Annotated in this window: 23 protein-coding genes; 17 read left to right on the top strand and 6 right to left on the bottom strand. The window is 72.0% G+C overall.

Annotation, left to right across the window (positions count from 1 at the left end; all coding sequences use genetic code 11):
- Window positions 1–194 precede the first annotated feature (194 nt).
- Both AB0H87_RS15335 and AB0H87_RS15330 read left to right on the top strand, forming a co-directional pair.
- Window positions 195–1,652 (top strand): MFS transporter, encoded by a 1,458-nt coding sequence (locus AB0H87_RS15335; RefSeq protein ID WP_360144709.1) that lies wholly within the window; start codon window positions 195–197, stop codon window positions 1,650–1,652.
- Window positions 1,653–1,655: 3 nt separating this feature from the next.
- The gene (locus AB0H87_RS15330) at window positions 1,656–3,614 is read left to right on the top strand and encodes an amino acid transporter (protein ID WP_360144706.1); all 1,959 of its coding nucleotides are present in this window, start codon (window positions 1,656–1,658) and stop codon (window positions 3,612–3,614) included.
- Here the strand turns inward: AB0H87_RS15330 and AB0H87_RS15325 are convergent.
- Window positions 3,611–4,948: a hypothetical protein gene (locus tag AB0H87_RS15325; protein ID WP_360144703.1), complete on the bottom strand. Its 1,338-nt coding sequence runs from the start codon at window positions 4,946–4,948 to the stop codon at window positions 3,611–3,613. The genes AB0H87_RS15330 and AB0H87_RS15325 overlap by 4 nt on opposite strands.
- Window positions 4,949–5,500: 552 nt before the next feature.
- On the opposite strand from AB0H87_RS15325, the gene AB0H87_RS15320 reads away from it, so the two are divergent.
- The 7 genes from AB0H87_RS15320 (at window position 5,501) to AB0H87_RS15290 (ending at window position 12,143) form a co-directional block, all read left to right on the top strand.
- Window positions 5,501–6,073: an RNA 2'-phosphotransferase gene (locus AB0H87_RS15320; protein WP_360144700.1), complete on the top strand. Its 573-nt coding sequence runs from the start codon at window positions 5,501–5,503 to the stop codon at window positions 6,071–6,073.
- A gap of 22 nt (window positions 6,074–6,095) precedes the next feature.
- On the top strand, window positions 6,096–7,850 hold the full coding sequence (locus AB0H87_RS15315; RefSeq protein WP_360144697.1) for an NAD-binding protein: 1,755 nt from the start codon (window positions 6,096–6,098) through the stop codon (window positions 7,848–7,850).
- A gap of 9 nt (window positions 7,851–7,859) precedes the next feature.
- The gene (locus AB0H87_RS15310; protein WP_360144694.1) at window positions 7,860–8,324 is read left to right on the top strand and encodes a MarR family transcriptional regulator; all 465 of its coding nucleotides are present in this window, start codon (window positions 7,860–7,862) and stop codon (window positions 8,322–8,324) included.
- Window positions 8,325–8,360: 36 nt separating this feature from the next.
- Window positions 8,361–8,636, top strand: coding sequence for a hypothetical protein (locus AB0H87_RS15305; protein WP_360144691.1), 276 nt, complete (start codon window positions 8,361–8,363; stop codon window positions 8,634–8,636).
- Between the two features lie 180 nt (window positions 8,637–8,816).
- The gene (locus AB0H87_RS15300) at window positions 8,817–10,346 is read left to right on the top strand and encodes a phospholipid carrier-dependent glycosyltransferase (protein WP_360144688.1); all 1,530 of its coding nucleotides are present in this window, start codon (window positions 8,817–8,819) and stop codon (window positions 10,344–10,346) included.
- A gap of 122 nt (window positions 10,347–10,468) precedes the next feature.
- Window positions 10,469–10,999, top strand: a complete 531-nt coding sequence (locus AB0H87_RS15295; RefSeq protein ID WP_360144685.1) for a SigE family RNA polymerase sigma factor — start codon at window positions 10,469–10,471, stop codon at window positions 10,997–10,999.
- The gene (locus tag AB0H87_RS15290; RefSeq protein WP_360144682.1) at window positions 10,992–12,143 is read left to right on the top strand and encodes a hypothetical protein; all 1,152 of its coding nucleotides are present in this window, start codon (window positions 10,992–10,994) and stop codon (window positions 12,141–12,143) included. Before AB0H87_RS15295 ends, AB0H87_RS15290 begins: the two co-directional genes overlap by 8 nt.
- 5 nt (window positions 12,144–12,148) lie before the next feature.
- On the opposite strand, the gene AB0H87_RS15285 is transcribed toward AB0H87_RS15290, so the two are convergent.
- Complete coding sequence (locus tag AB0H87_RS15285; protein ID WP_360144679.1) at window positions 12,149–12,949, bottom strand: IclR family transcriptional regulator C-terminal domain-containing protein; 801 nt, start codon at window positions 12,947–12,949, stop codon at window positions 12,149–12,151.
- 3 nt (window positions 12,950–12,952) lie between these two features.
- Window positions 12,953–14,377: an amidohydrolase family protein gene (locus AB0H87_RS15280; RefSeq protein ID WP_360144676.1), complete on the bottom strand. Its 1,425-nt coding sequence runs from the start codon at window positions 14,375–14,377 to the stop codon at window positions 12,953–12,955.
- Window positions 14,378–14,560: 183 nt separating this feature from the next.
- Here AB0H87_RS15280 and AB0H87_RS15275 point away from each other — a divergent pair, with 183 nt between their 5' ends.
- The 6 genes from AB0H87_RS15275 (at window position 14,561) to AB0H87_RS15250 (ending at window position 18,953) form a co-directional block, all read left to right on the top strand.
- Window positions 14,561–15,694: a CoA transferase gene (locus AB0H87_RS15275; RefSeq protein WP_360144673.1), complete on the top strand. Its 1,134-nt coding sequence runs from the start codon at window positions 14,561–14,563 to the stop codon at window positions 15,692–15,694.
- The gene (locus AB0H87_RS15270) at window positions 15,679–16,473 is read left to right on the top strand and encodes a citryl-CoA lyase (RefSeq protein WP_360144670.1); all 795 of its coding nucleotides are present in this window, start codon (window positions 15,679–15,681) and stop codon (window positions 16,471–16,473) included. The genes AB0H87_RS15275 and AB0H87_RS15270 overlap by 16 nt, the downstream gene beginning before the upstream one ends.
- A gap of 11 nt (window positions 16,474–16,484) precedes the next feature.
- The gene (locus tag AB0H87_RS15265; protein WP_360144667.1) at window positions 16,485–17,351 is read left to right on the top strand and encodes an extradiol ring-cleavage dioxygenase; all 867 of its coding nucleotides are present in this window, start codon (window positions 16,485–16,487) and stop codon (window positions 17,349–17,351) included.
- On the top strand, window positions 17,348–17,710 hold the full coding sequence (locus tag AB0H87_RS15260; protein ID WP_360144664.1) for a hypothetical protein: 363 nt from the start codon (window positions 17,348–17,350) through the stop codon (window positions 17,708–17,710). The genes AB0H87_RS15265 and AB0H87_RS15260 overlap by 4 nt, the downstream gene beginning before the upstream one ends.
- 5 nt (window positions 17,711–17,715) lie before the next feature.
- Window positions 17,716–18,675, top strand: a complete 960-nt coding sequence (locus AB0H87_RS15255) for a zinc-binding alcohol dehydrogenase family protein (protein ID WP_360144715.1) — start codon at window positions 17,716–17,718, stop codon at window positions 18,673–18,675.
- Window positions 18,676–18,764: 89 nt separating this feature from the next.
- Complete coding sequence (locus tag AB0H87_RS15250; protein ID WP_360144661.1) at window positions 18,765–18,953, top strand: hypothetical protein; 189 nt, start codon at window positions 18,765–18,767, stop codon at window positions 18,951–18,953.
- Between the two features lie 4 nt (window positions 18,954–18,957).
- On the opposite strand, the gene AB0H87_RS15245 is transcribed toward AB0H87_RS15250, so the two are convergent.
- The 3 genes from AB0H87_RS15245 to AB0H87_RS15235 form a co-directional block, all read right to left on the bottom strand.
- Window positions 18,958–19,563: a TetR family transcriptional regulator gene (locus tag AB0H87_RS15245; RefSeq protein WP_360144658.1), complete on the bottom strand. Its 606-nt coding sequence runs from the start codon at window positions 19,561–19,563 to the stop codon at window positions 18,958–18,960.
- A complete protein-coding gene (locus AB0H87_RS15240) occupies window positions 19,553–21,079 on the bottom strand; it encodes an MFS transporter (protein ID WP_360144655.1) in 1,527 nt (508 codons plus the stop codon). The genes AB0H87_RS15245 and AB0H87_RS15240 overlap by 11 nt, the downstream gene beginning before the upstream one ends.
- A 105-nt stretch (window positions 21,080–21,184) precedes the next feature.
- On the bottom strand, window positions 21,185–21,607 hold the full coding sequence (locus AB0H87_RS15235) for a YccF domain-containing protein (protein ID WP_360144712.1): 423 nt from the start codon (window positions 21,605–21,607) through the stop codon (window positions 21,185–21,187).
- A gap of 131 nt (window positions 21,608–21,738) precedes the next feature.
- Here AB0H87_RS15235 and AB0H87_RS15230 point away from each other — a divergent pair, with 131 nt between their 5' ends.
- Together AB0H87_RS15230 and AB0H87_RS15225 are read left to right on the top strand one after the other, a co-directional pair.
- Window positions 21,739–23,757 (top strand): TRAP transporter fused permease subunit, encoded by a 2,019-nt coding sequence (locus tag AB0H87_RS15230; RefSeq protein ID WP_360144652.1) that lies wholly within the window; start codon window positions 21,739–21,741, stop codon window positions 23,755–23,757.
- Window positions 23,754–24,790, top strand: a 1,037-nt coding sequence (locus AB0H87_RS15225) for a TAXI family TRAP transporter solute-binding subunit (protein WP_360144649.1), incomplete at its 3' end; no start/stop codon positions are given. The genes AB0H87_RS15230 and AB0H87_RS15225, both read left to right, overlap by 4 nt.

The following is a 24,790-nucleotide window of genomic DNA, read 5'->3' as shown; positions in this document are numbered from 1 at the left end:
GGGTGGTGGCCCGGGTCGCCGGCCGCGTGCAGCGCCGACCCCAGCTCGGACAGCGGGGACACCGCGGCCGAGACCGTGGTCAGACCGACGATCGCGACTGGCATGACGATCACAGATCGTAGCCGGGCAACGGGTCCGGTCCCGAGAGTACGTTGGGTCACGAGTCGGTCACGCGGGGGGACGGCACTGATCGGATGAGCGCGAGCAGGGTCGGCGAGACACAGAAATCGGGCACGGTCCAGGGCTCGGGCCTGGCGGAGATCGTCGATGCCCTCCGGGTCGGGCCCTTCCGGCGCCTGTTCCTCGTGCTCGGCCTCTCCGCCCTCGGCGACTGGCTGGGCCTGCTGGCCGGTGCCGCGTTCGCCTCGTCGCAGGTGTCCGGCGCGACCGCGAAGGGCGCCGCGTTCGGCTCCGTGATCGCGGTGCAGCTGTTGCCGGCGTTCATCCTGGGCCCACTGTCCGGCGTCGTCGCCGACCGGTTCGACCGGCGCCTCGCGATGGTCATCTCCGACGTCGCGCGGTTCGTGCTGTTCGCGTCGATCCCGATCGTCGGCTTCATCGTGGACAGCCCGGTCCGGGTGGTCACCTGGACCGCGATCGCGCTGTTCCTCGCCCAGTGCGCGGCGCAGATCTGGACGCCGGCCAAGGAGGCGGCGGTGCCCAACCTGCTGCCCCGCTCCCGCCTCGAGGCGGCCAACCAGCTGACCCTGGCGACCACGTACGGCATCACGCCCATCATCGCCGCACTGCTGTTCAGCGCGATGGCCCGCCTGCCACGCCCGGGCGGCGTCGGCCCGGCCGACTACGCCCTGCTGTTCGACGCACTCACCTTCCTCGCCTCCGCCTTCGTGGTGCTCTTCTTCGCGAAGGAGATGTCGGGCCGCACGGCCCGCCCGAATCACGTGCCCGACGACGACAAGGCGCACCACGTGCCGGGCCGGCAGGTCATGCGCGACCTGCTCGACGGCGGCCGGTTCATCGTCCGCAACCGGCTGGTCCGGGGCATCGTGGTCGGCGTGCTGGGCGCGTTCGCGGGCGCGGGGGTGGTGATCGGCACCGCGAACTTCTACGCCCGCTCGCTGGGCGGCGGCGACGCCACGTTCGGCATCCTGTTCGCCGCGATCTTCGCCGGCTTCGGCGTCGGGATCGCCGGCGGCCCCGCGCTGGTCGGCACGCTCTCGCGCCGCCGCTGGTTCGCGCTCTCCATCGTGCTGGCCGGCGTCGCGGTGATCGGGCTGTCGGTCGCGCCCCGCCTGTCTCTCGCGGTGCTCGGGGCGGTGGTGACCGGTGCCGCCGCCGGCATGGCGTTCCTGTCGGGGCTGACGCTGATCGGCGGTGACGTCGCGGACGACGTACGCGGCCGGGTGGTCGCTTTCATCCAGTCCGCGGTGCGGATCACCCTGCTGCTCGCGATCGCGCTGTCGAGCCTGCTCGTCGGCCTCGGTGCGTCCCGCGAGATCCACGTCGGCTCGCTCGACTACGACCTGTCCACCACCCGCCTGCTGCTGTTCGTGATCGGCCTCGCCGGCATCGCGGTCGGCATCGTGTCGTTCCGGCAGATCGACGACCGGCCGGGGGTCCCGGTCTGGAAGGACATCTGGCGCGGTGTCCGCCGCCGGCCGCTCTCCGACACGGCGAAGAAGCGTCCCTGAGCCGTGTCACCCGGTCCGGCCGCCCCGATCACCGCCCAGCGCCGCTTCTCCGAGTGGTTCCTGCGCGGCGCCGAGCGCCGTGTGCTGCCGCCACCCGGCCCGCTGGCGCGGCCGGAGCCCGCGGAACGCCAGCACAGCTGGTGGCGGGTGATGTGCCTGACCGGTCTCGACTACTTCTCGACGCTGGGCTACCAGCCGGGCATCGCCGCGCTGGCGGCCGGCGTGCTCGCCCCGATCGCCACGATCGTGCTGGTGCTGGTCACCCTGCTGGGCGCCCTGCCGGTCTACCGCCGGGTGGCCCGGGAGAGCCCGCACGGCGCCGGCTCGCTCGCGATGCTCAGCAAGCTGCTCTCGTTCTGGCAGGGCAAGCTCGTCGTGCTCGTGCTGCTCGGCTTCGCGGCCACCGACTTCATCATCACGATGACCCTGTCCGCGGCGGACGCCACCGCGCACATCGACGAGAACCCGTTCTGGCCGGACTCCTTACGCGGGCACGACGTGCTGATCACGCTGGTGCTCCTGGCGGTGCTCGGTGCCGTGTTCCTCAAGGGCTTCTCCGAGGCCATCGGGATCGCGGTGGTGATCGTCGGGGTTTACCTCGCGCTCAACGTGGTCGTGGTGGTCGACGGCCTGATCCGGGTGGCCGACCACCCGACGCTGACCGGCGACTGGTGGTCGGCGCTGACGACCATGCACGGCAGTCCACTGGCGGTGATCGGGATCGCGATCATCGTCTTCCCGCGGCTGGCGCTGGGCCTGTCCGGCTTCGAGACCGGCGTCGCGGTGATGCCGCACATCAAGGGCGCGCCCGGCGACACCGAGCGGCGTCCGGTGGGCCGGATCCGCGGCGCGCACAAGCTGCTCACCACCGCCGCGGTGACCATGAGCGTCTTCCTGATCACCAGCAGCATCATCACCACCGTGCTGATCCCGGCCAACGCGTTCAACCCGGGCGGCGCGGCCAACGGGCGGGCGCTCGCCTTCCTCGCGCACGAGAACCTCGGGTCGATGTTCGGCACGGTGTACGACCTGTCGACGATCTTCATCCTCTGGTTCGCCGGCGCGTCCGCGATGGCCGGGCTGCTCAACCTGGTGCCGCGCTACCTGCCACGGTTCGGCATGGCGCCCAACTGGGCCACGGCCGTGCGCCCGCTGGTCGTGGTGTTCACCGCGATCGCGTTCTTCATCACCTGGCTGTTCGACGCGGACGTGACCGCGCAGGGCGGCGCGTACGCCACCGGTGTGCTGGTCCTGATCACCTCGGCGGCGATAGCCGTGACGCTGTCGAGCCGGCGGCGTCGGCAGCACCGGCAGACGCTCGCGTTCGCGGTGATCTCGCTGGTCTTCATCTACACGACGATCGACAACGTCATCGAACGCCCGGACGGCGTCAAGATCGCGGGGAGTTTCATCGGAGCCATGATCCTTGTTTCGATCGTCAGCCGGATCCGGCGCGCGTTCGAGCTGCGCTTCACCAGCGTCCAGTTCGACGAGGTCGGTCAGCAGCTGCTGGAGGACTGCAAGGGCACGGTGGTCCGGATCATCGCGAACCACCCGGATGCCGGTGACGCGAAGGAGTACCGGGACAAGCTGCGCCGGATCGTCGACGAGGACGTGCTGCCGGACGTGCACGACGTGATGTTCGCCGAGGTCACCATCTCCGACCCGTCGGAGTTCGAGTCGGACCTGCAGGTCCGCGGCGAGATCCGGCACGGCCGCTACCGGGTGTTCGCGATGACGAGTCCCAACGTGGCGACCGCGCTGGCCGGCCTCCTCCTGGAGATCCAGGCGACGACCGGCCACCGGCCACACATCTACTTCGAGTGGACGGAGGGCAACCCGGCCTCGAACTTCCTGCGCTACCTCGCCTTCGGCCAGGGCGAAGTGGCACCGGTGACGCGCGAGATCCTCCGCGAGCACGAACCCGACCGCATGAAGCGGCCGCACGTGCACGTGGGTTAGGCGCCGACCTTCTGCTTGGTGTACGCGAGGCAGCGCTTGCTGACCGCCGACCATTCGGCGCCGAGGATCGTCGGGGCCTCGGCCTCGGACGGGCGGCCGCCGCGCAGGACCTGGTCGGCGAAGCGCAGCATCTTCGCGTGGCCGTACTGGTCCGCGAGGCAGCGCGTGGCGTAGTAGCCGAGGCCGTAGGCGCCGTCGATCTGCCAGTCGGGTGCGTCGTCGTCGGGGACCAGCTTCTCCAGGTTGCCGGTGAACTTCTTCTCCCGGATCAGCCGGCGGGCGTTCTGCTCGCGGTCGTACGCGGAGACCGGGCGGCCGTCCCACTCGACGTACTCGGCGATGCCCTCGGTCAGCCACCAGTTCTCGCCGTTCACGTCGCGGTAGTCCCGGCCCGAGAGCGTCGCCACGTGGCCCATCTCGTGCTTCATCACCGCCTCGGCGTACCCGCCGGAGATGTCCTCGGCCTTCAGGACGATGTCGGAGCGCTCGTCGCTGGTCGGCACGGCGAAACCGATCGCCCAGTCCGCCGAGCCGCCGAACCACTTCTTCCAGTCGCTGGGTCCGGCGAGGTAGACGATGTAGCGGTCGGGCTTCTTGCCGAGCACGTAGCGGTCGGCGATCTTCGCGGCCCGCTCGGCGGCCGGCAGGAACGCCCGGGCGCGGGACGCCAGCGCCTTGGGCGCGACCACCATAGCCCGGGACCCGACGGCGGCGGTCAGCACGGCGACCTCCCACGGCTGCGGCCCGTTGGCGTTCGTGGAGGTGGAGATCTTCACCAGCTGGTAGCCGGCGGGCGAGTCCCGCCAGGTGGTGTCCACGAGCATCTTGTCGGGCTTGCAGTCGCTCACCACGAAACAGTGGTTGATGCCGACACCGACGCCCCACTCGGACCAGCCGCCGACGAGCTTGTCGTCGAACGGTCCACTGTCGGCGGTGAGCTGGACGTTGCTGATCCGCATCGCGCGCAGCGAGCGGAAGCGGCGCTCGAGCTCGCCGCGGATCTTCTTGTCGGCGGCGGGCCTGACGAACGCGGCCAGGTCACCCTTGCGCAGCGCGTCACTCATCGCGGCCAGCTCGCCGTTGATCCGGAACTTGGCCCAGGCGACCTTGACGTACGGCGGGTCGCCGGGCTTGGGCGACGCCGGCGGACCGGTCGGGCTCGCGGCGGGGCTGCCGGTCGGCGACGGCGCGGCGGCGGTGGCGGGGGTGTCGGGGCTGCCGCCGGTGAGCGCGATCGCCGCCGGGACGGCCAGGAGACCGACGACCAGCACGATCACAAGACTGACCAGCAGACCACGGCGCCGCTTGGCCGGCGCCTCGACCGACGGCGCCACCTCGGCAGGGTCCTGCGCGGAAGCGACCGCCTGCGCGGCCACACCCGCCGCGGACGCCGTGGGCGCCGCTGCGTCCCCCGCGGCCGGAGGCGCGGACGCGGCAGGCTGAGCGGTCGCGGTCGCGGACGCGGCCGGAGGCGCGGTCGCGGACGCGGCAGGGTCCTGCGCGGAAGCGACCGCCTGCTCGGCCGCACCCCCCGCGGACGCCGTGGGCGCGGCTGGGTCCCCGAACGCGGCCGGAGGCGCGAACGTGGCCGGAGGCGCGGTCGCGGACGCGGCAGGCTGAGCGGTCGCGGACGTGGCCGGCTGCCCGGTCGCGGACGGGGACGGCTGAGCGGACCCGCTTACGGCCGGCTCCGCCGGCACGGCTGGCCGCGCGGTCACGACCGTGGGCAGGTCCGCAGGCGGTGGTTGGTTCGCGGGCGGCGCCGGCGCGTCGCTGGTTTCGTTCGGATCGACATCCCCGTATGCCACGACCCGACAGGCTACGGCTACCGCGCACCTAAATGATCATCCGTTCGGTCGGACAACGCGGCCCGCGATAATGGGTGGATGGATGCCGATCTTGTTCGGGTCAGCAAGCGCCTCTCCGCCGTGTTGCGGCACCGCCCCGCCAGCGTCGGGCTGGCGCTCGACCCGCAGGGCTGGGTCGACGTCGACACGCTGCTCGTCGCCCTGGCCGCGCACGGCACCCCCGTCACCCGGGACGCGCTCGACGCCGTCGTGGCCGGCAACGACAAGCGGCGCTTCGCGGTCGACACCCTGGACGGTCGCGATCGGATCCGGGCGAGCCAAGGTCACTCGGTGCCCGTGGCGCTCGGCCTGCCCGACCGGCCGCCGCCCCCGCGGCTCTTCCACGGCACCTCCGCCGCCGCCGTGCCGTCGATCCTGCGCGCCGGGCTCGTCAAGGGCCGCCGGCACGCCGTGCACCTGTCCGTGGACGTGCGGACCGCGCACGTCGTCGGCGCCCGTCGCTCCGGCCGCGTGGCGCTGCTGGTGATCGACGCGGCGGCGATGGCCACGGCCGGGCACCGCTTCCAGTGCAGCGCCAACGGCGTGTGGCTGACGGCCTACGTTCCACCGACGTTCATCCACCGGCTCGACGCGGAGGCGCCGCGCGCGTGACCCGGCTGGCTACCATCCGGGCGTGTCCACGGACGGCCGGTTCCTGGTGTGGGGCGACAACACCCTCGCGCGCCGGCTCGCCAGCGAGCTGATCAACTCGTACGGCGTCCCGGTCACGGTGATCGTCCGGGCCGCCGACGCCGACCAGGCACCGGACATCGCGGACCTCGAGCCGCGGACCGGCGACCCCGAGCTGCGCCCGGTGCTGGTCGTCGCGGCCCGTCTCACGCCGGACGTGCTCGGCCGGGCCGGCGTCGCCGACGCGACCGCCGTCGCCCTGGTCGAGCGGGACGACGTGGCCAACGTGGACGCCGCCATGATGGTTCGCGAGCTCAACCCGACCGCCCGGATCGTGGTCCGGGTGTTCAACCCGATCCTGGCCGAGGCGGTCACCGAGATGCTCGGCGACTGCGGCGTCCTGTCCGGCTCGGAGATCGCGGCACCGGCGTTCGTCGCGGCCGCGCTCGGCGACGACGTGCCGACCTACGTGAAGCTCACCGACGAGTTCCTGGTCACCGCGCACCGCGACGAGCACCCCGACCCGGACGAGGTGGTCTGCGGGCTGGCCGTGCTGGAGGGCCGCACCGAGCCGGAGACGCTGCCGGCCGCCGACGCGGACGCCGACCTCCTGCTGGTCCGCCGCTACGGCGAGCCGCCCCGCCCGGCCCCGCGGCCCGGCCGGCAGCCGCTGCGGGTCACCCGGCTGGTGCTCGGGCGGCGCCGGCTGCGCTACGCGCTCGCCGGGGTGGCCGGGCTGCTCGGCCTCAGCACCGTGCTGCTGGCCCTCGTCCGCGACCTCAACCCCTGGGAGGCGGGCTACCTCGCCGTGGTGACCGCGCTCGGCGGCATCGAGGGCGAGGTGACCGGCAGCGGGCTCGAGCACGTGGTGCTGGCGACGCTGGCCCTGGCCGGGGTCGCGCTCGTCCCGTTCATCACCGTGCTGATCGTCGAGGCCGTGGTGACGGCACGGCTAGCGGTCAACGCCGGTGCGCTGACCCGGCCGGTGTCGAACCACGTGGTCATCGTCGGGCTCGGCAACGTCGGCACGCGCGTGCTGCGCGAGCTGCACGGTTTCGGTGTCGACCTGGTCTGCGTCGACCGGTCCGCCGACGCGCGCGGCGTCGCGGTCGCCCGCGAGCTGGGCGTCCCGGTGGTCGTCGGCAACGGCAACAGCGCCGAGACCCTGCGGGCCGCCTCGGTGGCCACGGCGCGCGCCCTGCTCGTGCTCTCCACCGACGACGTGTCCAACCTGGAGACCGCACTGCTCGGCCGGGCGCTGCACGGCCCCGGGCTGCGCGTGGTGCTGCGCCTCTACGACGAGGGCTTCGCACGCCGGGTCAAGCGGAGCTTCGACATCACGCTGTCCCGCAGCGTCTCCTACCTGGCCGCACCGGCCTTCGCCGCCGCCTTGTTCGGCCGCGAGGTGATCGACGCGATCCCGGTCGGGCGCCGGGTGCTGCTGGTCGCCGAGCTGCCGGTGGGCGCCGGCTGCGACCTGGAAGGGCGGCACAGCCCCGAGGTCAACCGCCCCAACGAGGTGCGCCTCATCGCGATCCGCACCGGCCGGATCGGCCAGACGCTGTGGACGGTGCCGGAGCGCCGGCGGCTCGTCCGCACGGACCGCCTGATCGTGGTGGCCACCCGGGCCGGGCTGGCCGGCCTGCTCACCCGCACCCGGTCGAACCCGGACGCCGCGCCGCTGCCCGAGCCGGAGCCGCTGCGGCTGCTGACCCATCAGAGCTGGCCACGCCGCGCCACGGACGGTGACGCTCCGTAGGCTGGCCCGATGAGCGAGCGAAGTGAGCGCGCGATCGTGAACGGCCTACGTGACCTGCGCGTGCAGCTGTCGCTGTTCAACCGCCAGGTCGCCGCTCAGGTCGAGCTGAAGGACGTCGACGTCGACTGCTTCGAGCTGGTCAGCCGCGAGGGGCCGCTGAGCCCGACCGCACTCGCCCGGCGCGCCGGCCTGCATCCGGCGACCATGACCGGGGTGCTCGACCGGCTCGAACGCGGCGGCTGGGTGACCCGGGAGCGGGACGCCGCCGACCGCCGCGCCGTCACTGTGCGGGCCGTGCGGGGCCGCGCCACCGAGCTGCTGCGGCTCTACGCCGGGCTCGGTCGCGCGATCGAGGAGATCAGCGCCGGGTACGGCGAGTCCGACCTCGCCCTGGTCGCCGACTTCCTGCGCCGCGCGACCCGGGCCGGCCGGCTGGCCACCGACGACCTGGCCGCCAACCAGGCCACCGCATGATTGCGACTCGTACACCTGTTCGATAGCCTGTCGATCGTGGAACTGGTCGGACGATGGTGGAACGGTGACCGCAACAACCGCACCCGGCGCGACATCTGGCTCCATCGCGATCCCGACGCCGGCTGGCTCGTCCGGGCCCGGGCCGGCGACAAGGACCGCGACGTGACCTGGCCGGCGTTCGACGAGGAGTGGGCCGCCCGGGCGTGGGTCGACCGGCTGATGGCGGCGTCCACCGGCGGCCGCACGATCTGGAAGGACCTGACCAAGGTCGTCCGCAAGCCACCCGAGGGCGGCTGGCGCTCGACGGCTTAGGGCCTGTCCTGTCGATCAACGTGAGCCGAGACGGAGTGCAGGTGTCGGCTGGTGGTGGCCCGGGATTGCCGGGATACCGGTGTTGTATCTCGGTGATCCCGGGACGCCGCCAGGCGGCGGCTGCGCCCGTCGCAGGCCGCGTTGATCGGCAGGACAGGCCCTTACCCGTATGATCGCGCGGTGCGCGCGGCAGCCGAAGTCACGCAGCGCCGCTTCGCGCCCTTCGACCCGCGTCGCAGCGTCTCGTCCTGGTACGCGACCGGCTTCGTCGTGCTGGTCGCGGCCGTCCTCCGGTTTCACGGGCTGGCCCAACCGCAGGGCAAGCTGTTCGACGAGACCTACTACGCCAAAGACGGCTGGGGCCTGCTCACCAAGGGCGTCGAGTGGAACTACCGCGACAACGCGCCCGCCTACGTGGTGCACCCGCCGCTCGGCAAGTGGCTGATCGCGCTCGGTGAGTGGGCGTTCGGCTACTACGACGTCGACGGCGACCAGCGGCTGACGGGCCACCTCGTCAACGCCGCGCCCGAGTTCGGGTGGCGCTTCTCGGCCGCTGTCGCCGGCACCGTCTCGGTGCTGCTGATGGTGCGGATCGCCCGGCGCCTGTTCGGCTCCACCGTGCTCGGCTGCGCCGCCGGCCTGCTGCTCGCCCTCGACGGCTTCCACCTGGTGCTGTCCCGGGTCGCGATGCTCGACGTCTTCCTGCTGCTGTTCGTGCTCGCCACGTTCGGCGCCCTGCTGGTCGACCGCGACACCCGCCGGCGCGCCCGACTCGCGGCCCTCGATGGCCAGACCGGGGAGCCGGGCGGAGTCCCCTGGTGGCGGCTGTTCGCGGCCCTGCTGTTCGGCTGCGCGCTCGCCACGAAATGGAGCGCCCTGTTCTTCCTGCCGGTGTTCGCCCTGCTGATCCTCTGGTGGGACGCGGGCGCCCGGCGGTCCGCGGGATCCGTGCGGCCATGGCGCGAGACGCTGCGCCGGGAGACCGGCTGGCTGGTCGTCTGCGGCGCCGTGATCGTCGCGGTCTACCTGGTGTCATGGTCCGGCTGGCTGCTCACCGACGACGGCTACTTCCGGCACTACCGGGCCGACACCGGGCAGTCCGAGTTGCCCGTGATCGGTGCGCTGCAGAACCTGCTGCACTACCACCAGCAGGCCTTCGGCTTCCATTCGACGCTGCAGGACAAGCACCCGAGCCAGTCGTGGCCGTGGCAGTGGCTGCTGCTCGGCAAGCCGGTGACGGTGCACCTCGCGTACCCGGGCGCGCCCTGGGGCCAGGCACCGGTCTCCGAGATCATCCTGCTCGGCACGCCGCTGCTCTGGTGGTCGTTCCTGCCCGCGCTGGTCGCCACGGGCTGGCTCGGCCTGGCCCGTCGGGACTGGCGCGCGTGGGCGATCCTGCTCGTCGTGGCGGCCGGGCTGCTGCCGTGGTTCTACTACGCCGTCGACGCGCACCGCGTGATGTTCAACTTCTACACCGCGCCGATCGTGCCGTTCATGGTGCTCGCGGTCACCTACGTGCTCGGCGTGGCCGTCGGCCCACCGGGCGCCGAGGCGGCCGACCGCCGGTTGGTCGGCGCCGTGGCCGCGGGCGCCTACCTGGTGCTCGTGGCCCTCTGCTTCGCGTACTTCCACAAGCTCTTCGTCGGCGAGTTCCTCCCCTACGTCGACTGGGCCGACCGGATGTGGCTCGGAGACCGCTGGCATCCGTAGGTTCTGTCGGATCCACGGCGCAGAGTTCCCGCAACCCGCCACCGGGACCGCACGTGTAGTCGCCGATCGGCCGGCCACACGGGACGGCCGCGATCGGGGAGGATGCGAGGACGGTGGTTTCCTTGCGAGACGGGGGCGACCTCGACGTGGTGCCCGGGTGCGGGCCGCCAGGCCAGGCGAGCTTCGAAGACTTCTATGCGGCCAACTTCCATTCACTGACGATCCAGCTGTACGCGTACACGCGGGATCTGGGCATGGCGCAGGACGTGGTGCAGGAGGCGTTCTGCCGGGCGCTGGCCCGCTGGACCAAGCTGACCGGCTACGACGACCCGTCCGCCTGGGTGCGCCGGGTGGCCTGGAACCTCGCCACGAGCCGGTGGCGCAGGGCGCGGACGGCGGCGTTGTTCCTCAAGCAGCAGCGACCGGAGCACGTGGCGGAGCCGAGCCCGGACCGGGTCGCCCTGGCCCGCGCGCTGGCCACGCTCAAGCCGGACCACCGCCGCGCGGTGATCCTGCACTACCTGGCCGACCTGCCGGTCGGCGAGATCGCCCGGCAGGAGGGCGTCTCCGAGAACACCGTCAAATCCTGGCTGCACCGCGGCCGTGCCGCGCTCGCCGCCCAGCTGACCGACAAGGAGGCGGACCGTGCCTGACTTCGACGACCGCCTGAACAACATGTTCGCCGATTTCCGCAACGAGGTGACGCCCTACGTCAAGCCGCCGGGCACCGCCGCGGCCCGGCGCTGGGTCCGCCGCCGGCGCAGGACCATGGTGGCCGCCATCGCCGGCGGCGCGGTGCTGTTCGTCGGCGGTCCAGCTACCGGTTTCGTGGCGGCGAGCCAGCACACGCCGGCCCCGCCACCGATCGGACCGACCGAGCTGCCGACCCCGGGCCCGACGACCCCGCCGCCGACGCCGACGGCCGGTCCGACGACGCCGCCCGCGACCACGGAGACCAGCACACCGCCGAACGAGACGCTGCCCGAGGTGACGGGCAAGGTCTTCTACCTGGGCGACGACGGGAAGATCCACCTCGACGGCCGCACGTACCCCGGCGGGAACCTCGTGAACGTCACCGTGTCGCCCGACGGCAGGCGCGTGATGTGGGTGACGGACCCGACGAGCCCGGATCCGCTCGCCGGTGGCGATCACTTCATGTCCGACCTGGACGGTGGAAACCGCCGGAAGATCGGGACCAAGGTGGTGCCGCTCTGCCAGGAACCGGTCTGGTCCGGGGACTCGAGCCGGGTGCTGCGCACGTTCTACAGCCCGGCGGGCGCGAACATGGCCGTGGTCTACCTCAGCGGCGGGGCGGGCGACCACCTCGACGCGCCGGAGGGTTGCCACTACCGGTGGTCGGCGGACGGCAAGCGCGTGGCTTTCCTGGACGGCTCCGCGGAGTCGGTCACCGTGCACGACCTGTACGGCGGCGGCCACCGGGTGACCTTGGACCGCGACCTCGTCGGCGGTAGCTACTACACGAGCCTGATGGGCATCTCGGCCGACGGCGACCGGGTCTGCGTAGGGATCACCAAGCCGGGCGGGACGCTCGGCGACGCCGGTCGCCACTTGGGCTGCGGAACGGTCATCGACGTGTCGGCCCGCAAGATCGTCGACCTGCCGATCGAGGGCGACCTGCGGGGCGCGGTGTTCACCGCCGACGGCGGGATGCTGGCCCGGGTGCGGACCGACAACGGCTCCGAACTGGTGCGCCTGGACGCCGACGACCGGGTCGTCGCCCGGAGCGTCGAGTCGCGGTCGAACGCGGAGCGCGCGCTGCTCTCGTACACCCCGTAGACCTGCTAGGGCGCGGTCACCGCCATGGGGACCGCGCCCAGCAGCGTCCAGTCGTGGCTGATGTCGGCCGCGCACCGGAGCAGCCGGGGCAGGTGCTCCTCGGTCAGCCGCTCCACCGAGGTCTCGGCGGCGTGCACGGTCACGTTGACCGCCGCGACCACCGTGCCGTCGCCGTCCCGGACCGGCGCCGCGACCGAGCGGATGCCCGGCGCCAGGTCCTGGTCGGCCAGCGCCCAGCCCTTCGCCCGGACCTCGCGCAACGACCGGTCGAGCTCGTCCCGCGACGGCTGCCAGCGGGGCGTGATGCCGGAGCGGGACGGCTCGGCCAGCACCGTGGTCAGCTCGTCCGGCGGGAGCGCGGCGAGCAGCACCTTGCCCATGGAGGTAGGCGGCGCCGGGAAGCGGGTGCCGATCGTGACCGCGAGCGTCACGATCTTGGGGACCGCCACCCGGGCCACGTAGACGATGTCGCTGCCGTCGAGCTGGGCCATCGAGGTGGACTCGTTGGTCTGCGCGACCAGCCGCTCCATGTGCGGCCGGGCGACGTCCCACATGCTCAGCGAGTTGACGTACGCCATCCCCAGCTCGAGCACCCGCGGCGTCAGCGCGTAGCCCCGCTCGGCCGCCCGGACGTAGCCCAGCTCCTCGAGGGTGAGCAGGATCCGCCGCACCGTCGGCCGGGCCAGCCCGGTCGCGCCCGCGAGGTCGCTGAGCGTGCGCACGGGCTGGCCGGCCGGGAACGAGCGGAGCACGTCGAGCCCGCGGGCCAGCGCTTCGATGAAGTCAGGTCCGGACTCGCGCGCCATTCCTCAATGCTTCCATTGCGCCGAGCCGGCGTCGTAGTCGGTGTACTGGTACGGGTTGTCCGTCACCTTGGTCTCCGGCACGTCCGGGTTCATGCCCGCGAGCCACGCTTCCTCACCCATGTCACCGACCAGATGGTCGATGGTCTCGGTGATCTTCGCCCGCGCCGTGGCCAGGTCGGCGTCGACCAGCGCGCCGTCGCGCTTCACGATCCGGCCGTTGACGACGACCGTGTCGACGTCCGCCCGCTGTGCCTGGAACGCGACGTGCCCGTACACGTTGAGCACCGGGAACATCACCGGCGAGCGGTCGTTCTTGATCAGCACGACGTCGGCCTTCTTGCCCGGCTCCAGGCTGCCGACCAGCGAGTCCAGGCCCAATGCCCGGGCGCCGCCCATGGTCGCCCACTCGACGACCTGCTCGGCCCGCAGGTGGCAGTGTGTGACGGTCTCCTGGCGGCCGTGCGCCTCCAGGTGCTCCCGGGAGCGGTCGGCGCCGAGCGTCGTGCGCATTGCGCTGAACAGGTCGCCGCTCCACCACACGCTCGTGTCCATCGACAGCGACACCGGGATGTCGTGGTGGCGGAGCTGCCAGGTGGGCGGGTAGCCCTGGCCGGCGCTCTGCTCGCTCTCCGTCGAGACGGACACCGAGCCGCCCGTCGCCGCGATCCGGTTGTACGAGTCGCGGGTCAGCGTCGCCGCGTGCACGTAGATGTTCTGCGGCGTCATGAAGCCGTTCTCGTGCATCAGCCGGATGCCGTCGTCGTTGGTGGCACCCCAGACGCCGGCGTGGGTGGTCACCGGCGCGCCCAGCTCGCGGGCCACCTCGAACGCCGCCTTCTCCGGGAAGGCCGGGTCGCCGGTCACGTCGAAGGCCATCTGGAAGCCCAGCATGTCGCCCTTGCCGTGCAGCCGGCGCGACACGAAGTCGTGGAACTCGGGCGCGGCGGACCAGTCCCAGGGCCCCTGCTGGATGTTGCCGTACGCGAGCACGAACCGGCCGGGCACCGCCTCGAGCGCGTCGACCGCGGCCTCGGCGTGGTCCACGGTCTGCAGGCCATGCGACCAGTCGACGGTGGTGGTCACGCCGGCGTCGATCGCCTCCAGCGCGCCGAGCAGGTTGCCGGCGTAGATGTCCTGGGGGCGGAACCGCTTGCCGGACTCCAGGTAGTACCAGACGAAGTACTGGGTCAACGTCCAGTCGGCGCCGTAGCCGCGCATCGCGGTCTGCCACATGTGCCGGTGGGTGTCGATCATGCCGGGCATGATGATGCCGCCGGTCGCGTCGATCTCCGTGGTGCCTTCGGGCGCGGTCAGGCCGGTGCCTATCTCCGCGATCTTGTCATCCACCACGAGCACGTCCGCATCCCGCAGGACGGTGTGGTTGTTGTCCATGGTCAGTACGAGGCCGTTGCGAAACAGCACGCTCATCGCCGTCACTCCTATCGGACATCAGTCCGCCTAGCGGCCAGCCACTCGAACGTGGCGATTGTGAGCCCGGGCACAAGTGAACGTCAAGAGTCGGACCTGTTGCGCGATGAGCCTCGCCATGACCAAGATGAAAGCGACGGACGGTCGTCCGTTGCGCGGACACCCAGAAACGAGGTTGGCGGAGTGGTGGAGAACAACGGGCCGCTCAAGGGCATCCTGGTGGCCGACTTCTCCCGGATCCTCGCCGGCCCGTACGCGACGATGCTGCTCGCCGACCTGGGTGCCGACGTGATCAAGGTCGAGGGTCCCGGCGGCGACGACACCCGCACCTGGATGCCACCGGTGCGGGACGGCATCGCGACCTACTACCTCGGCATCAACCGCAACAAGCGCTCGATCGCCCTGGACCTGCGCGACGAGGGCGATCTGGCCGCCGCCCAGGAGCTGGCCCGGCGGGCCGACGTGATGATCGAGAACTTCAAGCCGGGCGGGCTCGCCCGGTTCGGGCTCGACTTCGAAACCGTCGCCGAGGGCAACGCCGGCATCGTGTACGCGTCGATCAGCGGCTTCGGCTCGGGCGCCGGCGCGTCGATCCCGGGGTACGACCTGATGGTGCAGGCGATCTCGGGCCTGATGAGCCTCACCGGCGACCCCGACGGGCCGCCGTACCGCGCGGGCATCTCGGTCTTCGACGTGATGGCCGGGCTGCACGCCAACATCGGCATCCTGGCCGCGCTGCACAGCCGGGCCGCGTCGGGGCGTGGGCAGCACATCGAGGTCAACCTGCTCTCGTCGGCGCTGTCGGGGCTGGTCAACCACAGCAGCGCCGTGGTCGCCGGCGACACCGTGCCGTTCCGGATGGGCAACGCGCACCCGAGCCTGTTCCCGTACGAGCCGCTGCCCACCGCCGACGGCGAGCTGATCGTGATCGCGGGCAACGACGGGCAGTTCCGCAAGCTGTGCCAGGTGCTCGGCGTCCCGGAGCTGGTCGACGACCCGCGGTTCGGGCGCAACCAGGACCGCACCGCCAACCGCGACGCGCTGCGGCCGCTGCTGGTCGAGGTTCTGCGCACCCGCACCAAGGACGAGTGGTTCCGCGACCTGATCGCGGCCGGCGTGCCCTGCGCCCCGATCAACACCCTCGACGGCGGTGTCGCGTACGCCCAGGATCTCGGTCTGGACCCTGTGGTCGAGGTCGGCGCCGTGCCGAGCGTGCGCAACCCGATCACGTTCTCCGCGACGCCGCCGCGCTACGAGCTGCCGCCGCCGGGGCTCGACGAACACGGTGAGGAGATCCGCGCATGGCTGAAGAGCTGAGCTTCGGCACCGCGATCGGCACGTCCGACGCGAGCCGCATCTCGCTGCTCGGGCAGGACCTGGCCGCCGACCTGATGGGCAAGGTGGGCTTCGGCGAGCTGGCGTTCTGGTTGGTCACCCAACGCCGGCCCTCGCCGGCCGAGACGCGGGTGTTCGAGACCGTGCTCGTCGCCCTGGCCGACCACGGCTTCACGCCGACCGCGATCGCCGCCCGGCTGACCTACCTCAGCGCGCCCGAGTCGATCCAGGGCGCGCTCGCGGCCGGCCTGCTCGGCGGTGGCTCGCGCTTCCTCGGCGTGACGGAGGACTGTGGACGGTTCCTCGCGTCGACGCTGGCCGCGAGCGGCCCGCCGCCGACCACGGACGCGGGCTTCGACGAGCTGGCCCGCACCGCCGTCACCGAGGCCCGCGCCGCCAAGCGGTTCGTGCCCGGGCTCGGCCACCCGGTGCACAAGGTCGAGGACCCGCGCACGCCCGTGCTGATCGGCATCGCCCGCGAAGAAGGGCTGGAAGGCCCACACCTGCGGCTGTTCCAGGCGATCGGCCGCGTGCATCCGGAAATTCTCGGCCGTACGCTGCCGCTGAACGGTGCCGGCGTGGCCGGTGCCGCGCTCGCCGACCTCGGGCTCCCGGTCGACCTGCTGCGCGGCTTCGCGCTGCTGGCGCGCGCCGCCGGCCTGCTGGGCCACCTGGCCGAGGAGAAGCGGTCGCCGATCGGCATGGACATCTACACCACCGTGGACCGCCACGCGGACTACCGTCCCCCGAACCAAGACTGAGAGGAGCGGGCATGGCCAAAGTCGTCGCGGTCATCGCCTCCACCCATCACCCGTTCTACTACCGCGCGAGCACCGCGACGGGCGATGACCGGCCACCGTTCGCCGACGAGTGGACGGCGAAGATCCTGGCGTTCCGGGAGACGCTGAGCCGCGCCAATCCGGATGTGCTGGTGATGGTCGGCTCCGACCACTTCCACCAGCTCTGGCTCGACAACATGCCACAGTTCCTCGTCGGCAAGGCGCCGTTCTACGACGCGAACTGGCACAACGAGGAGCGCGAGTTCGGCCTGCCGCGGATGCTGCTGCGCGGCCAGGAGGACCTCTCCACGCACATCCTGCGCAACGGTCTCGACGCCGGCTTCGACCTGGCGTTCAGCAACGAGCTGCGGATCGACCACAGCATCACGTGCCCGATCATCACGCTGCGGCCCGAAGCCGACCTGCCGATCGTGCCGATCTACACGAACATCTTCGCCCCGCCGCTGCCGCAGCCGAAGCGCTTCGTCCAACTCGGACAGACGATCCGTGAGCTGGTCGAGGCGTGGCCGAGCGACCTGCGGGTGGCCGTCGTCGGCACCGGCCACCTCTCGCTGGAGCTGGGCGGCCCGCGGCAGTTCGGCCCGCACGGCCCGGACCCGGCGTTCGACGAGCGCGCCGTCGGTTGGATCGCCAACGGCGACCTGGACGGCGCACTGGCCGAGGTCACCCTGGACAGCCTGCACGCACCGGGCAACGCGACCCACGGGTTCATGGACTTCATGCTCATGATGGGCGTCGCCGGTGCCGGCGTGAAGGCCGACTACGTCGACTCGCTCGACCTGTTCCACACCATGGAGGCCTACTTCACCTGGTACCCGAACGGAGCGCCGGGGGTATGAGCAAATACCTGTTGGACAAGTTCCTCTACACGGTCGACCGGGATCCGGCGCTCGTCGAGCGCTACCGGGAGGATCCGGTCGCCACGGTCGCCTGGTGGGAGGCCGAGGTCGCCAACGCGATCCTCAACTCCCACACGGCCGAGGCCAGCACGTGGCTGCGGTTCGACGACGTCGAGCGGCAAGCACTGTCCACCCACGACTACGTGAAGCTGTTCGAGCTGGGCGCGCATCCGTTCCTGACGCTGACGCTGTTCATCGCGATGTTCGAGCGCGACCATGCCGAGCCGCTGGCCTTCCAGAAGGAGTACGCGGTCCGGCTGGCCCACTTCCAGCTGCCCTACCCCGACATCGCGACGTGACCGCCATGCGCGCCGCCGTCGTGGACCCCGCGGGCGAGCCGCCGCGGGTGGTGGACCGTGCCGTGCCGCTGGCCGGCGAGGAAGAGCTCCTGGTCGCGGTCACCGCGGCGCCGATCACCCCGCTCGACCTACTCTGCGCCTCCGGCACCTCCTACTTCGGGGTGCCGGCGTGCCCGTACGTGCCGGGCGTGCAGGGTGTCGGCCGGCTCGCCGACGGCACGCCGGTCTGGTTCCCCACGGACGCCGGCATGAAGCCGGGCGACGGCAGCATGGCCGAGCACGCGGTGGTGCCCGCTGCCGGCGTGGCCCCGCTGCCCGCCGACGTCGACCACCGGCTCGTCGCGGCGCTGGGCCTGTCCGCGGTCGCGGCCTGGCACGCGCTGACCGGGTGCGGCGCGCTGGCGGAGGGCGAGCAGGTGCTCGTGCTCGGCGCGGGCGGCGTGGTCGGCCAGGCGGCGATCCAGATCGCCAAGCTGCACGGCGCCCGCCGGGTGATCGCCGCCGCCCGCTCGACCGCGGCGCAGGAACGGGCCCACCGGGCCGGCGCCGACACGGTGGTCGCGGTCCACCCCGACGACGACGTGACCACGCTGGCCCGGCGCATGGGCGACGCCGCGGACGGGCCGGTCGACCTCGTGCTCGATCCGATCTTCGGCGTGCCGGGCGCGGCGGCGCTGCGTACGCTGCGGATCGGCGGCCGAATGGTCAACCTGGGCAGCGCCGCGGCGGAGACGGCGCCGCTCGACTCGGCCACGCTGCGCAGCCGCTCGCTGCGGGTGCTCGGCTACACCAACAACGAGCTGACCCCGGCTGAGAAGGCCCGGACGGTCAGCGAGATCGCGGCACACGCCGCGGCGGGGCGCCTCACGGTCGCCTACGAGGAGGTCCCGCTCGAGGAGGCCGCCGACGCCTGGCGCCGGCAGGCGACGGGCACTGTCCCGGGCCGGATCGTGCTGACGATCTGACCCGCGGGGTACGGCCGGACCGTCTCCCCCGTTCGGCCCGGCCGTGCCCCACCCGTTTTGAGCGCGCGTCCACGGGTAGGGCAGCAAGCATGATTGATCCGGATCTGCTCGACCGTGTCTTCTTCGGCGAGGATCGGCTGTCCAGCGATGAGATCCACCGCCGGGTCGTCGCCCTCGAGCCGCCCGCGGAGGTGCTGATCGCCTTCGACCACCTGCCCGAGGGCGAGTACAGCGTGGACGAGGTGGCCGAGATCGTCGGCTCGGAGGAGCCGGCCTAAGGGTCTAGCCCGGCGGCTGTGTGGCGAACGGGAAGCCCGCCTCGAACAGGTCGAGCGCGCGGCCCATCCGCTCCAGCGAGAAGCCGTGCTCGTCGTCCAGCACGCCCAGGATGGCGCCGACCAGCGCACCGGCGAACGCGCGGCTCTCCAGGTCGCCCTGCGGCCGGCCCAGCCGCTCGGCGACGCCGTTGGCGAGCAGCGCGATCGTCCGCTGCAGCTCGTCGAGCTGTGCCGCCCGCAGCTCGGGCACCGAACGGATCAGCTTCTGCCGGGCGATCTCCCGGTCGAGCTGCTCGGGCGACATCGTCGTGAACACCCGCTCCATCGAGCGGCGCAGCGCGGTCAGCGCGGGCAGCTCGGCCGGCTCGTCCTTGAAACCCTGGATCATGATCGGGTCGTAGTCGTCGACCAGGACCAGCTGTTCCTTCGACGGGAAATACCGGAAGAACGTGCTCGGCGAGATCTCGGCCGCCTCGGCGATCTGCTCGACGGTCGTCTCGCCGTAGCCCTTCTCGGCGAACAGCCGCATGGCCTGCTCGCGGATGGTGGCCCGGGTCCGCAGCTTCTTGCGCTCGCGGAGCCCGAGCCCCATCTCTGGTTCAGCCGGCATGAAGCGATTCTGCCACCGGCGCGGGCTGGGGCCCGGCCTCCACGGTCACGGCGGGCCGGCGCGGCAGCAGCCAGAACGCGACCACGGCGGCCAGCGCGCAGAGGACCGCGCAGACCCAGAGCGTCTGGTTCATCCCGTCGACGAACGCCGTGCGCACGGTGTCCAGCAGCGTCCCGTCGCCGCGCTGCCCCGCGACCGCGACGCCCGCCGCGACGCTGTCGGAGACCGGGTGCACCGCGGCCGCGCCGAGCCCGGACTGGTAGCCGGCGCTGAGCACGGTGCCGAGAACCGCGACGCCGATCGTGCCGCCCGCCTGACGCAGCGCCTGGATCACCGCCGACCCGGAGCCGGCCCGCTCGACGGAGAGCGCGTCCATCGCGGCGCCCATGGTGGCCGGCATCGCCAGCCCCATCCCGGCGCCGAGCAGGGCGATCCAGGTCGCGGTCCAGCCGTACCCGGTGTCGGCCGACGTCTGTGCGCCGAGCACGAGTGCCACCGTGAGCAGCACGAAGCCGGCCCCGATCAACCCGCCGGAACCGAGCGCGCGCCCCGCCCGCCCGCCGAGACGCGTGCCGACAAGCAGACCGCCGATCATCGGCAGCAACCGCACGCCCGTGCCGAGCGAGCTCGCACCGCCGACCGCCTGGAGGAACTGTGGCACCAGGAACAGCAGACCGAACATCGCGAAGTTGATGATCGTGGCCAGCCCCGAGCCGAGCGTGAAGCCACGGCTGCGGAACAGGGCGAGATCGATCAGCGGGTACGCCGCGCGGCGCTGCCGTGCGACGAACAGGGCCAGCAGCGCGACGCCGGCGGCCACCAGCCCCCAGTCGCCGACGTCGGACCAGCCGTCCTCGCCGATCCGGATGAAGCCGTAGGTGAGCCCGAGCAGGCCGCCGGAGGAGAGCAGGATGCCGGGCAGGTCGATCGGCCGGTCCTGGCTGCCCCGCGACTCGGGCACGAACAGCGCGACCGCGAGCACGCCGAGCAGCACGAGCGGCACGTTGATCAGGAAGATCGAGCCCCACCAGAAGTGCTCGAGCAACCAACCGCCGAGGATCGGGCCAAGCGGCAGGCCGATCGCGGTGGAGGTGACCCAGATGGTGAGGGCGCGGCCGCGCTCACGGCTGTCCGGGAACAGCACGGGCAGCACGGCCATGGACAGCGGCATCATGATCGCGGCGCCGAGGCCGAGCGCGGCGCGGGCCGCGATCAGCGTGCCGGCGCTGCCGGCGTAGGCGCAGAAGACCGAGGCCGCGCCGAACAGCAGCAGGGCCCCGAGCAGGAAGCGCTTGCGGCCGAACCGGTCGCCGAGCGAGCCGGCCGGCAGCAGCACCGCCGCGAGGACCAGCGTGTACGCCGACGCGAACCACTGCAGCTGCGCGTTGGACGCGTCGAGGTCGACGGCCAGGGTCGGCACCGCGACGGTGAGCACCGTGGTGTCGAGGCCGATGGTGAGCATCGCGATGGCGAGCGCGCCCAGCGCTAGCCACCGGCTGGAACGAGACGTCGGCACAGCCGACCACCCCCGAATGTAGAAGCTGAACTCAAATGAGAGTAGCTCCTACATTCGTGGGTATGTCAACTGAGTGTGACTCTCAGTTTTCTCCGGATCGGGACGTCAGGCCGGCGACACCCGCGGCGTGGTCCACGCCGGCGCCTGGTCGTCGATCTCCACGATCTCCCGGCCGAGCGGCCAGAACGCGGCCGGCACCAGCTTGAAGTTGGCGATCCCGAAGGGGATGCCGATGATCGTGAGGCAGAGCGCGATGCCCTGGACGATGTGCGTCAGCGCGAGCCACCAGCCGGCCACGACCGCCCAGACCACGTTGCCGACGTCGTGCGCGACGCCCGAGGTCGGCCTCGTGACCAGAGTGCGACCGAACGGCCAGAGTGCGTAGTTGGCCAGGCGGAGCGCGGCTACACCAAAAGGAATGGTGACGATCAGAACGAAGCAGATCAAAGCCGCAAATCCGTAGACCAGGGCCAGCACGAGTCCGCTACCGAAGATCAGCCACAGGACGTTCAGAATAAAGCGGATCATCCTCACATCATGCGCCCTCGACACGGCCTCACGGACGCGCATCGAAATCTGAACATCGTTCTATGTCGTAGTAGGGTCCGGACATGTCGGATGCACAACCGCCGATCAACCGACCGACACTCACGTCCACTGTGGATGAGGCTGCGGACCTGCCGGCCTTCGACGACGAGGAGCGGCCGGCACGGGTGCTGACCGGCCGGATCGGCTGGGGCGTCGCGGTCGTCGCGTTCGCGGTCGCCGTGCTCGTGCTGGTGCAGGTGTTCCGCCCGCTGCCGCAGGGCAGCCAGTACTACCTCATCATCTTCCTGGCCGGCACGTTGCCGCTGGTCTTCCTCGCGTACCGCAGCGGTGTGCCCGTGCCGGCCCGCTGGCGCCGCGCCGCGCGCGACCGTCCGACCGTCTTCGACTGGGTCCTCGCCGTGCTGGCGCTCGGTGTCTGCCTCTACCCGGTGCTCGGCGGCTACAACGCGTTCCTCGACCGACAGGGCCTGCTGGAGCCGATGGACGTCGCGATGGGCGCCGTGCTGCTCGTGCTGGTCGTCGAGGCGTGCCGGCGGACCACCGGATGGGTGCTGCCGCTGGTCTGCCTGCTCTTCCTCGGGTACGGCTACTACGGCGGGCTGCTGCCGCAGAGCTGGTCGATCGCGCACGCCGGGCTCGACTTCGACCAGATCGTCGACGCGCTCTACAACTCCGGCAGCGGGTTCTACGGCACGCCGCTCGACGTGGCCGCGTCGTACGTCGTGCTGTTCACCATCTACGGCGCCGTGCTCGACCTCTCCGGCGCGGGCCGGTTCTTCGTCGACCTGTCGGTGGCCGCGTTCCGCCGCTCGCGCAGCGCCGCCGGCCGCACCGCGGTCGCGTCCGGTTTCCTGCTCGGCACGGTGTCCGGCTCGGGCACGGCGACCGCGGTCAGCGTCGGCGCGGTCACCTGGCCGATCCTGCGCCGCGCGGGCTATCCGCCCGAGCAGGCCGGCGGCATGCTCGCCGCGGCCGGCGTCGGCGCGATCCTGTCGCCGCCGACCCTGGGCGCCGCCGCGTTCATCGTCGCGGAGTACCTCGAGGTCTCGTACCTGGTCGTGCTGGGCTGGGCGATGATCCCGACGGTCCTCTACTACCTCGGCATCCTGCTCGCCGTCGAGATCGACGCCCGGCGGTTCAAGGTGCGACCCGTCGACCTGTCGGTGCCGTCGGTGTGGCGGCTGCTCGGCCGCTTCGGCTACCACTTCTCGTCGCTGGTCGCGATCGTGGTGCTGCTCGCGCTCGGGGTAAGCGCCACGAAATCCGTGGTGTACGCGACCGGGCTCGCCTTCGTCCTGTCCTTCCTCGACCGCTCGGGCTGGCTGACCCCGCGCCGCCTGTTCGAGGCGCTCTCCATCGGCGTGCGCGGCGTGCTGCCGGTGGCCGCGGTCTGCGCGGCGGCCGGCATCGTCACCGCGATCACCACGAAGACCGGCCTGGGCGCCCAGCTCGCCTCGCTGCTGGTGCGCACCGCCGAGGCGCTGGCCGACAACCGCACGGTGGTGCTGGCGCTGACCGTGGTGCTCGCGGCCGTGGCGCTGTCCCTGCTCGGGCTCGCGGTGCCGGTCACCGCCTCGTTCATCATCGGCTGGGTGATCATCGGCCCGGCGCTGCTGGCGCTGGGCGTGCCGGCACCGGCCGCGGCGATGTTCGTCTTCTACTACTCCGTGCTGTCCGAGGTCACCCCGCCGACGGCGTTGGCGGCGGTGGGCGCCTCGGCGATCACCGGTGGGCGCACCGTGCCCACGATGTGGCAGGCGCTCAAGTACGCCCTGCCCGCGTTCCTCGTGCCGATCGCGTTCGTGCTCACCGGCCCGGGCGAGTACCTGCTGGCCCGCGGCCCGTGGCTCGGCGTCGTGTGGACCACCGTGGCCGCCTGCGCGGCCGTCGCGGCGCTGGCGGTGGCCAGCGGCGGCTGGCTCCTCGGCGTGGGCCCGGCGGCCCCGGTGCCGCGCGTGCTCGCCGGCGTCGCCGGCCTGCTCCTGCTCTACCTGCACCCCGTGAGCATCGGGGTGGCCGCGGTGCTGCTGCTGGCGTGCGCCGCCCTCGTCCACTGGCGCAACCGCACGCAGCCGCCGCCGGCGACCGAGACTTCCGCACCGTCGTCCCTCGAGAAGGAGTCCATATGAGACGCACGAGCAGAGTCTGGTCCGCCGCCCTCGTCGTCGGCCTCGGTGTCGCGCTCGCCGGTTGCGGCGGGCGGCAGGACGTCGCCGGCACCGACACGGGTGACGACGTCACCTGCGAGGTCGCCGGCGAGACCCGGATCGGCATCGCGACCGGGAACTCGACCGGTGTCTACTTCGCCCTCGGCAACGCGTTCGCGGAGCAGCTCTCGGCCGCGACCAACGGCAAGGTCAAGGGCACCGCGGCCGAGACGGGCGCGTCCGTGCAGAACATCCAGCAACTGGTCGCCGGCACCTACCAGGTGGCGTTCTCGCTGGCCGACACGGCGTCCGACGCGGCGCAGGGCAAGGGCAGCTTCACCTCGCCGCAGCCGATCGCGGCGCTGGCCCGGATCTACACCAACTACACGCAGGTGATCGCGCGCACGGACGCCGGCATCAAGTCGGTCGCCGACATGCGCGGCAAGCGGGTCTCGACGGGCTCACCGCGGTCCGGCACCGAGGTGATCGCCAACCGGCTGCTCCAGTCGGCGGGCCTCGACCCGGCCAAGGACGTCCAGGCGCAGCGGCTCGACCTCCAGAAGACGGTCGACGGCATGAAGGACGGCTCGATCGACGCGATGTTCTGGTCGGGCGGCCTGCCGACCCCGGGCGTCACGGACCTCTTCACGACGGCGAAGGACAAGGTGGCGTTCGTCGACATCGCGCCGCTCCTGCCGGAGATGAACAAGATCAGTCCGGCGTACGAGGAGGGCTCGGTCCCGGCCGCCACCTACGCGCTGCCGGCGGACGCCAAGACGATCGTGGTCCCGAACCTGCTGCTGGTGAAGGACGACCTGGACGCCAACGTGGCCTGCGCGCTCACGAAGGCGCTCTTCGACCGCAAGACCCAGCTCGAACAGGCCAACGCGGCGGCCAAGGAGATTAGCCTGGACACGGCCCGCCAGACGGACCCGGTCAAGCTGCACCGCGGCGCCGACAAGGCGCTGACCGACCGGGCGCTGCTCGTCGTGCTCGGCGTGGTCGGCCTCGCCAC

The sequence above is a fragment of the Asanoa sp. NPDC050611 genome (assembly GCF_040654855.1).
In the GTDB taxonomy this organism is placed as follows: Bacteria; Actinomycetota; Actinomycetes; order Mycobacteriales; family Micromonosporaceae; genus Asanoa.
The sequence above is the reverse complement of the archived record's forward strand: the minus strand, read 5'-3'. Positions and strand labels throughout refer to the sequence as shown.

Coding starts and splice junctions, on each gene's coding strand:
- AB0H87_RS15280 (WP_360144676.1), bottom strand. CDS start 14,377: ATGAGCGTGCTGTTTCGCAACGGCCTCGTACTGACCATGGACAACAAC.
- AB0H87_RS15270 (WP_360144670.1), top strand. CDS start 15,679: ATGGCTGAAGAGCTGAGCTTCGGCACCGCGATCGGCACGTCCGACGCG.
- AB0H87_RS15245 (WP_360144658.1), bottom strand. CDS start 19,563: ATGCCGGCTGAACCAGAGATGGGGCTCGGGCTCCGCGAGCGCAAGAAG.
- AB0H87_RS15335 (WP_360144709.1), top strand. CDS start 195: ATGAGCGCGAGCAGGGTCGGCGAGACACAGAAATCGGGCACGGTCCAG.
- AB0H87_RS15235 (WP_360144712.1), bottom strand. CDS start 21,607: ATGATCCGCTTTATTCTGAACGTCCTGTGGCTGATCTTCGGTAGCGGA.
- AB0H87_RS15285 (WP_360144679.1), bottom strand. CDS start 12,949: ATGGCGCGCGAGTCCGGACCTGACTTCATCGAAGCGCTGGCCCGCGGG.
- AB0H87_RS15250 (WP_360144661.1), top strand. CDS start 18,765: ATGATTGATCCGGATCTGCTCGACCGTGTCTTCTTCGGCGAGGATCGG.
- AB0H87_RS15310 (WP_360144694.1), top strand. CDS start 7,860: ATGAGCGAGCGAAGTGAGCGCGCGATCGTGAACGGCCTACGTGACCTG.
- AB0H87_RS15260 (WP_360144664.1), top strand. CDS start 17,348: ATGAGCAAATACCTGTTGGACAAGTTCCTCTACACGGTCGACCGGGAT.
- AB0H87_RS15255 (WP_360144715.1), top strand. CDS start 17,716: ATGCGCGCCGCCGTCGTGGACCCCGCGGGCGAGCCGCCGCGGGTGGTG.
- AB0H87_RS15320 (WP_360144700.1), top strand. CDS start 5,501: ATGGATGCCGATCTTGTTCGGGTCAGCAAGCGCCTCTCCGCCGTGTTG.
- AB0H87_RS15265 (WP_360144667.1), top strand. CDS start 16,485: ATGGCCAAAGTCGTCGCGGTCATCGCCTCCACCCATCACCCGTTCTAC.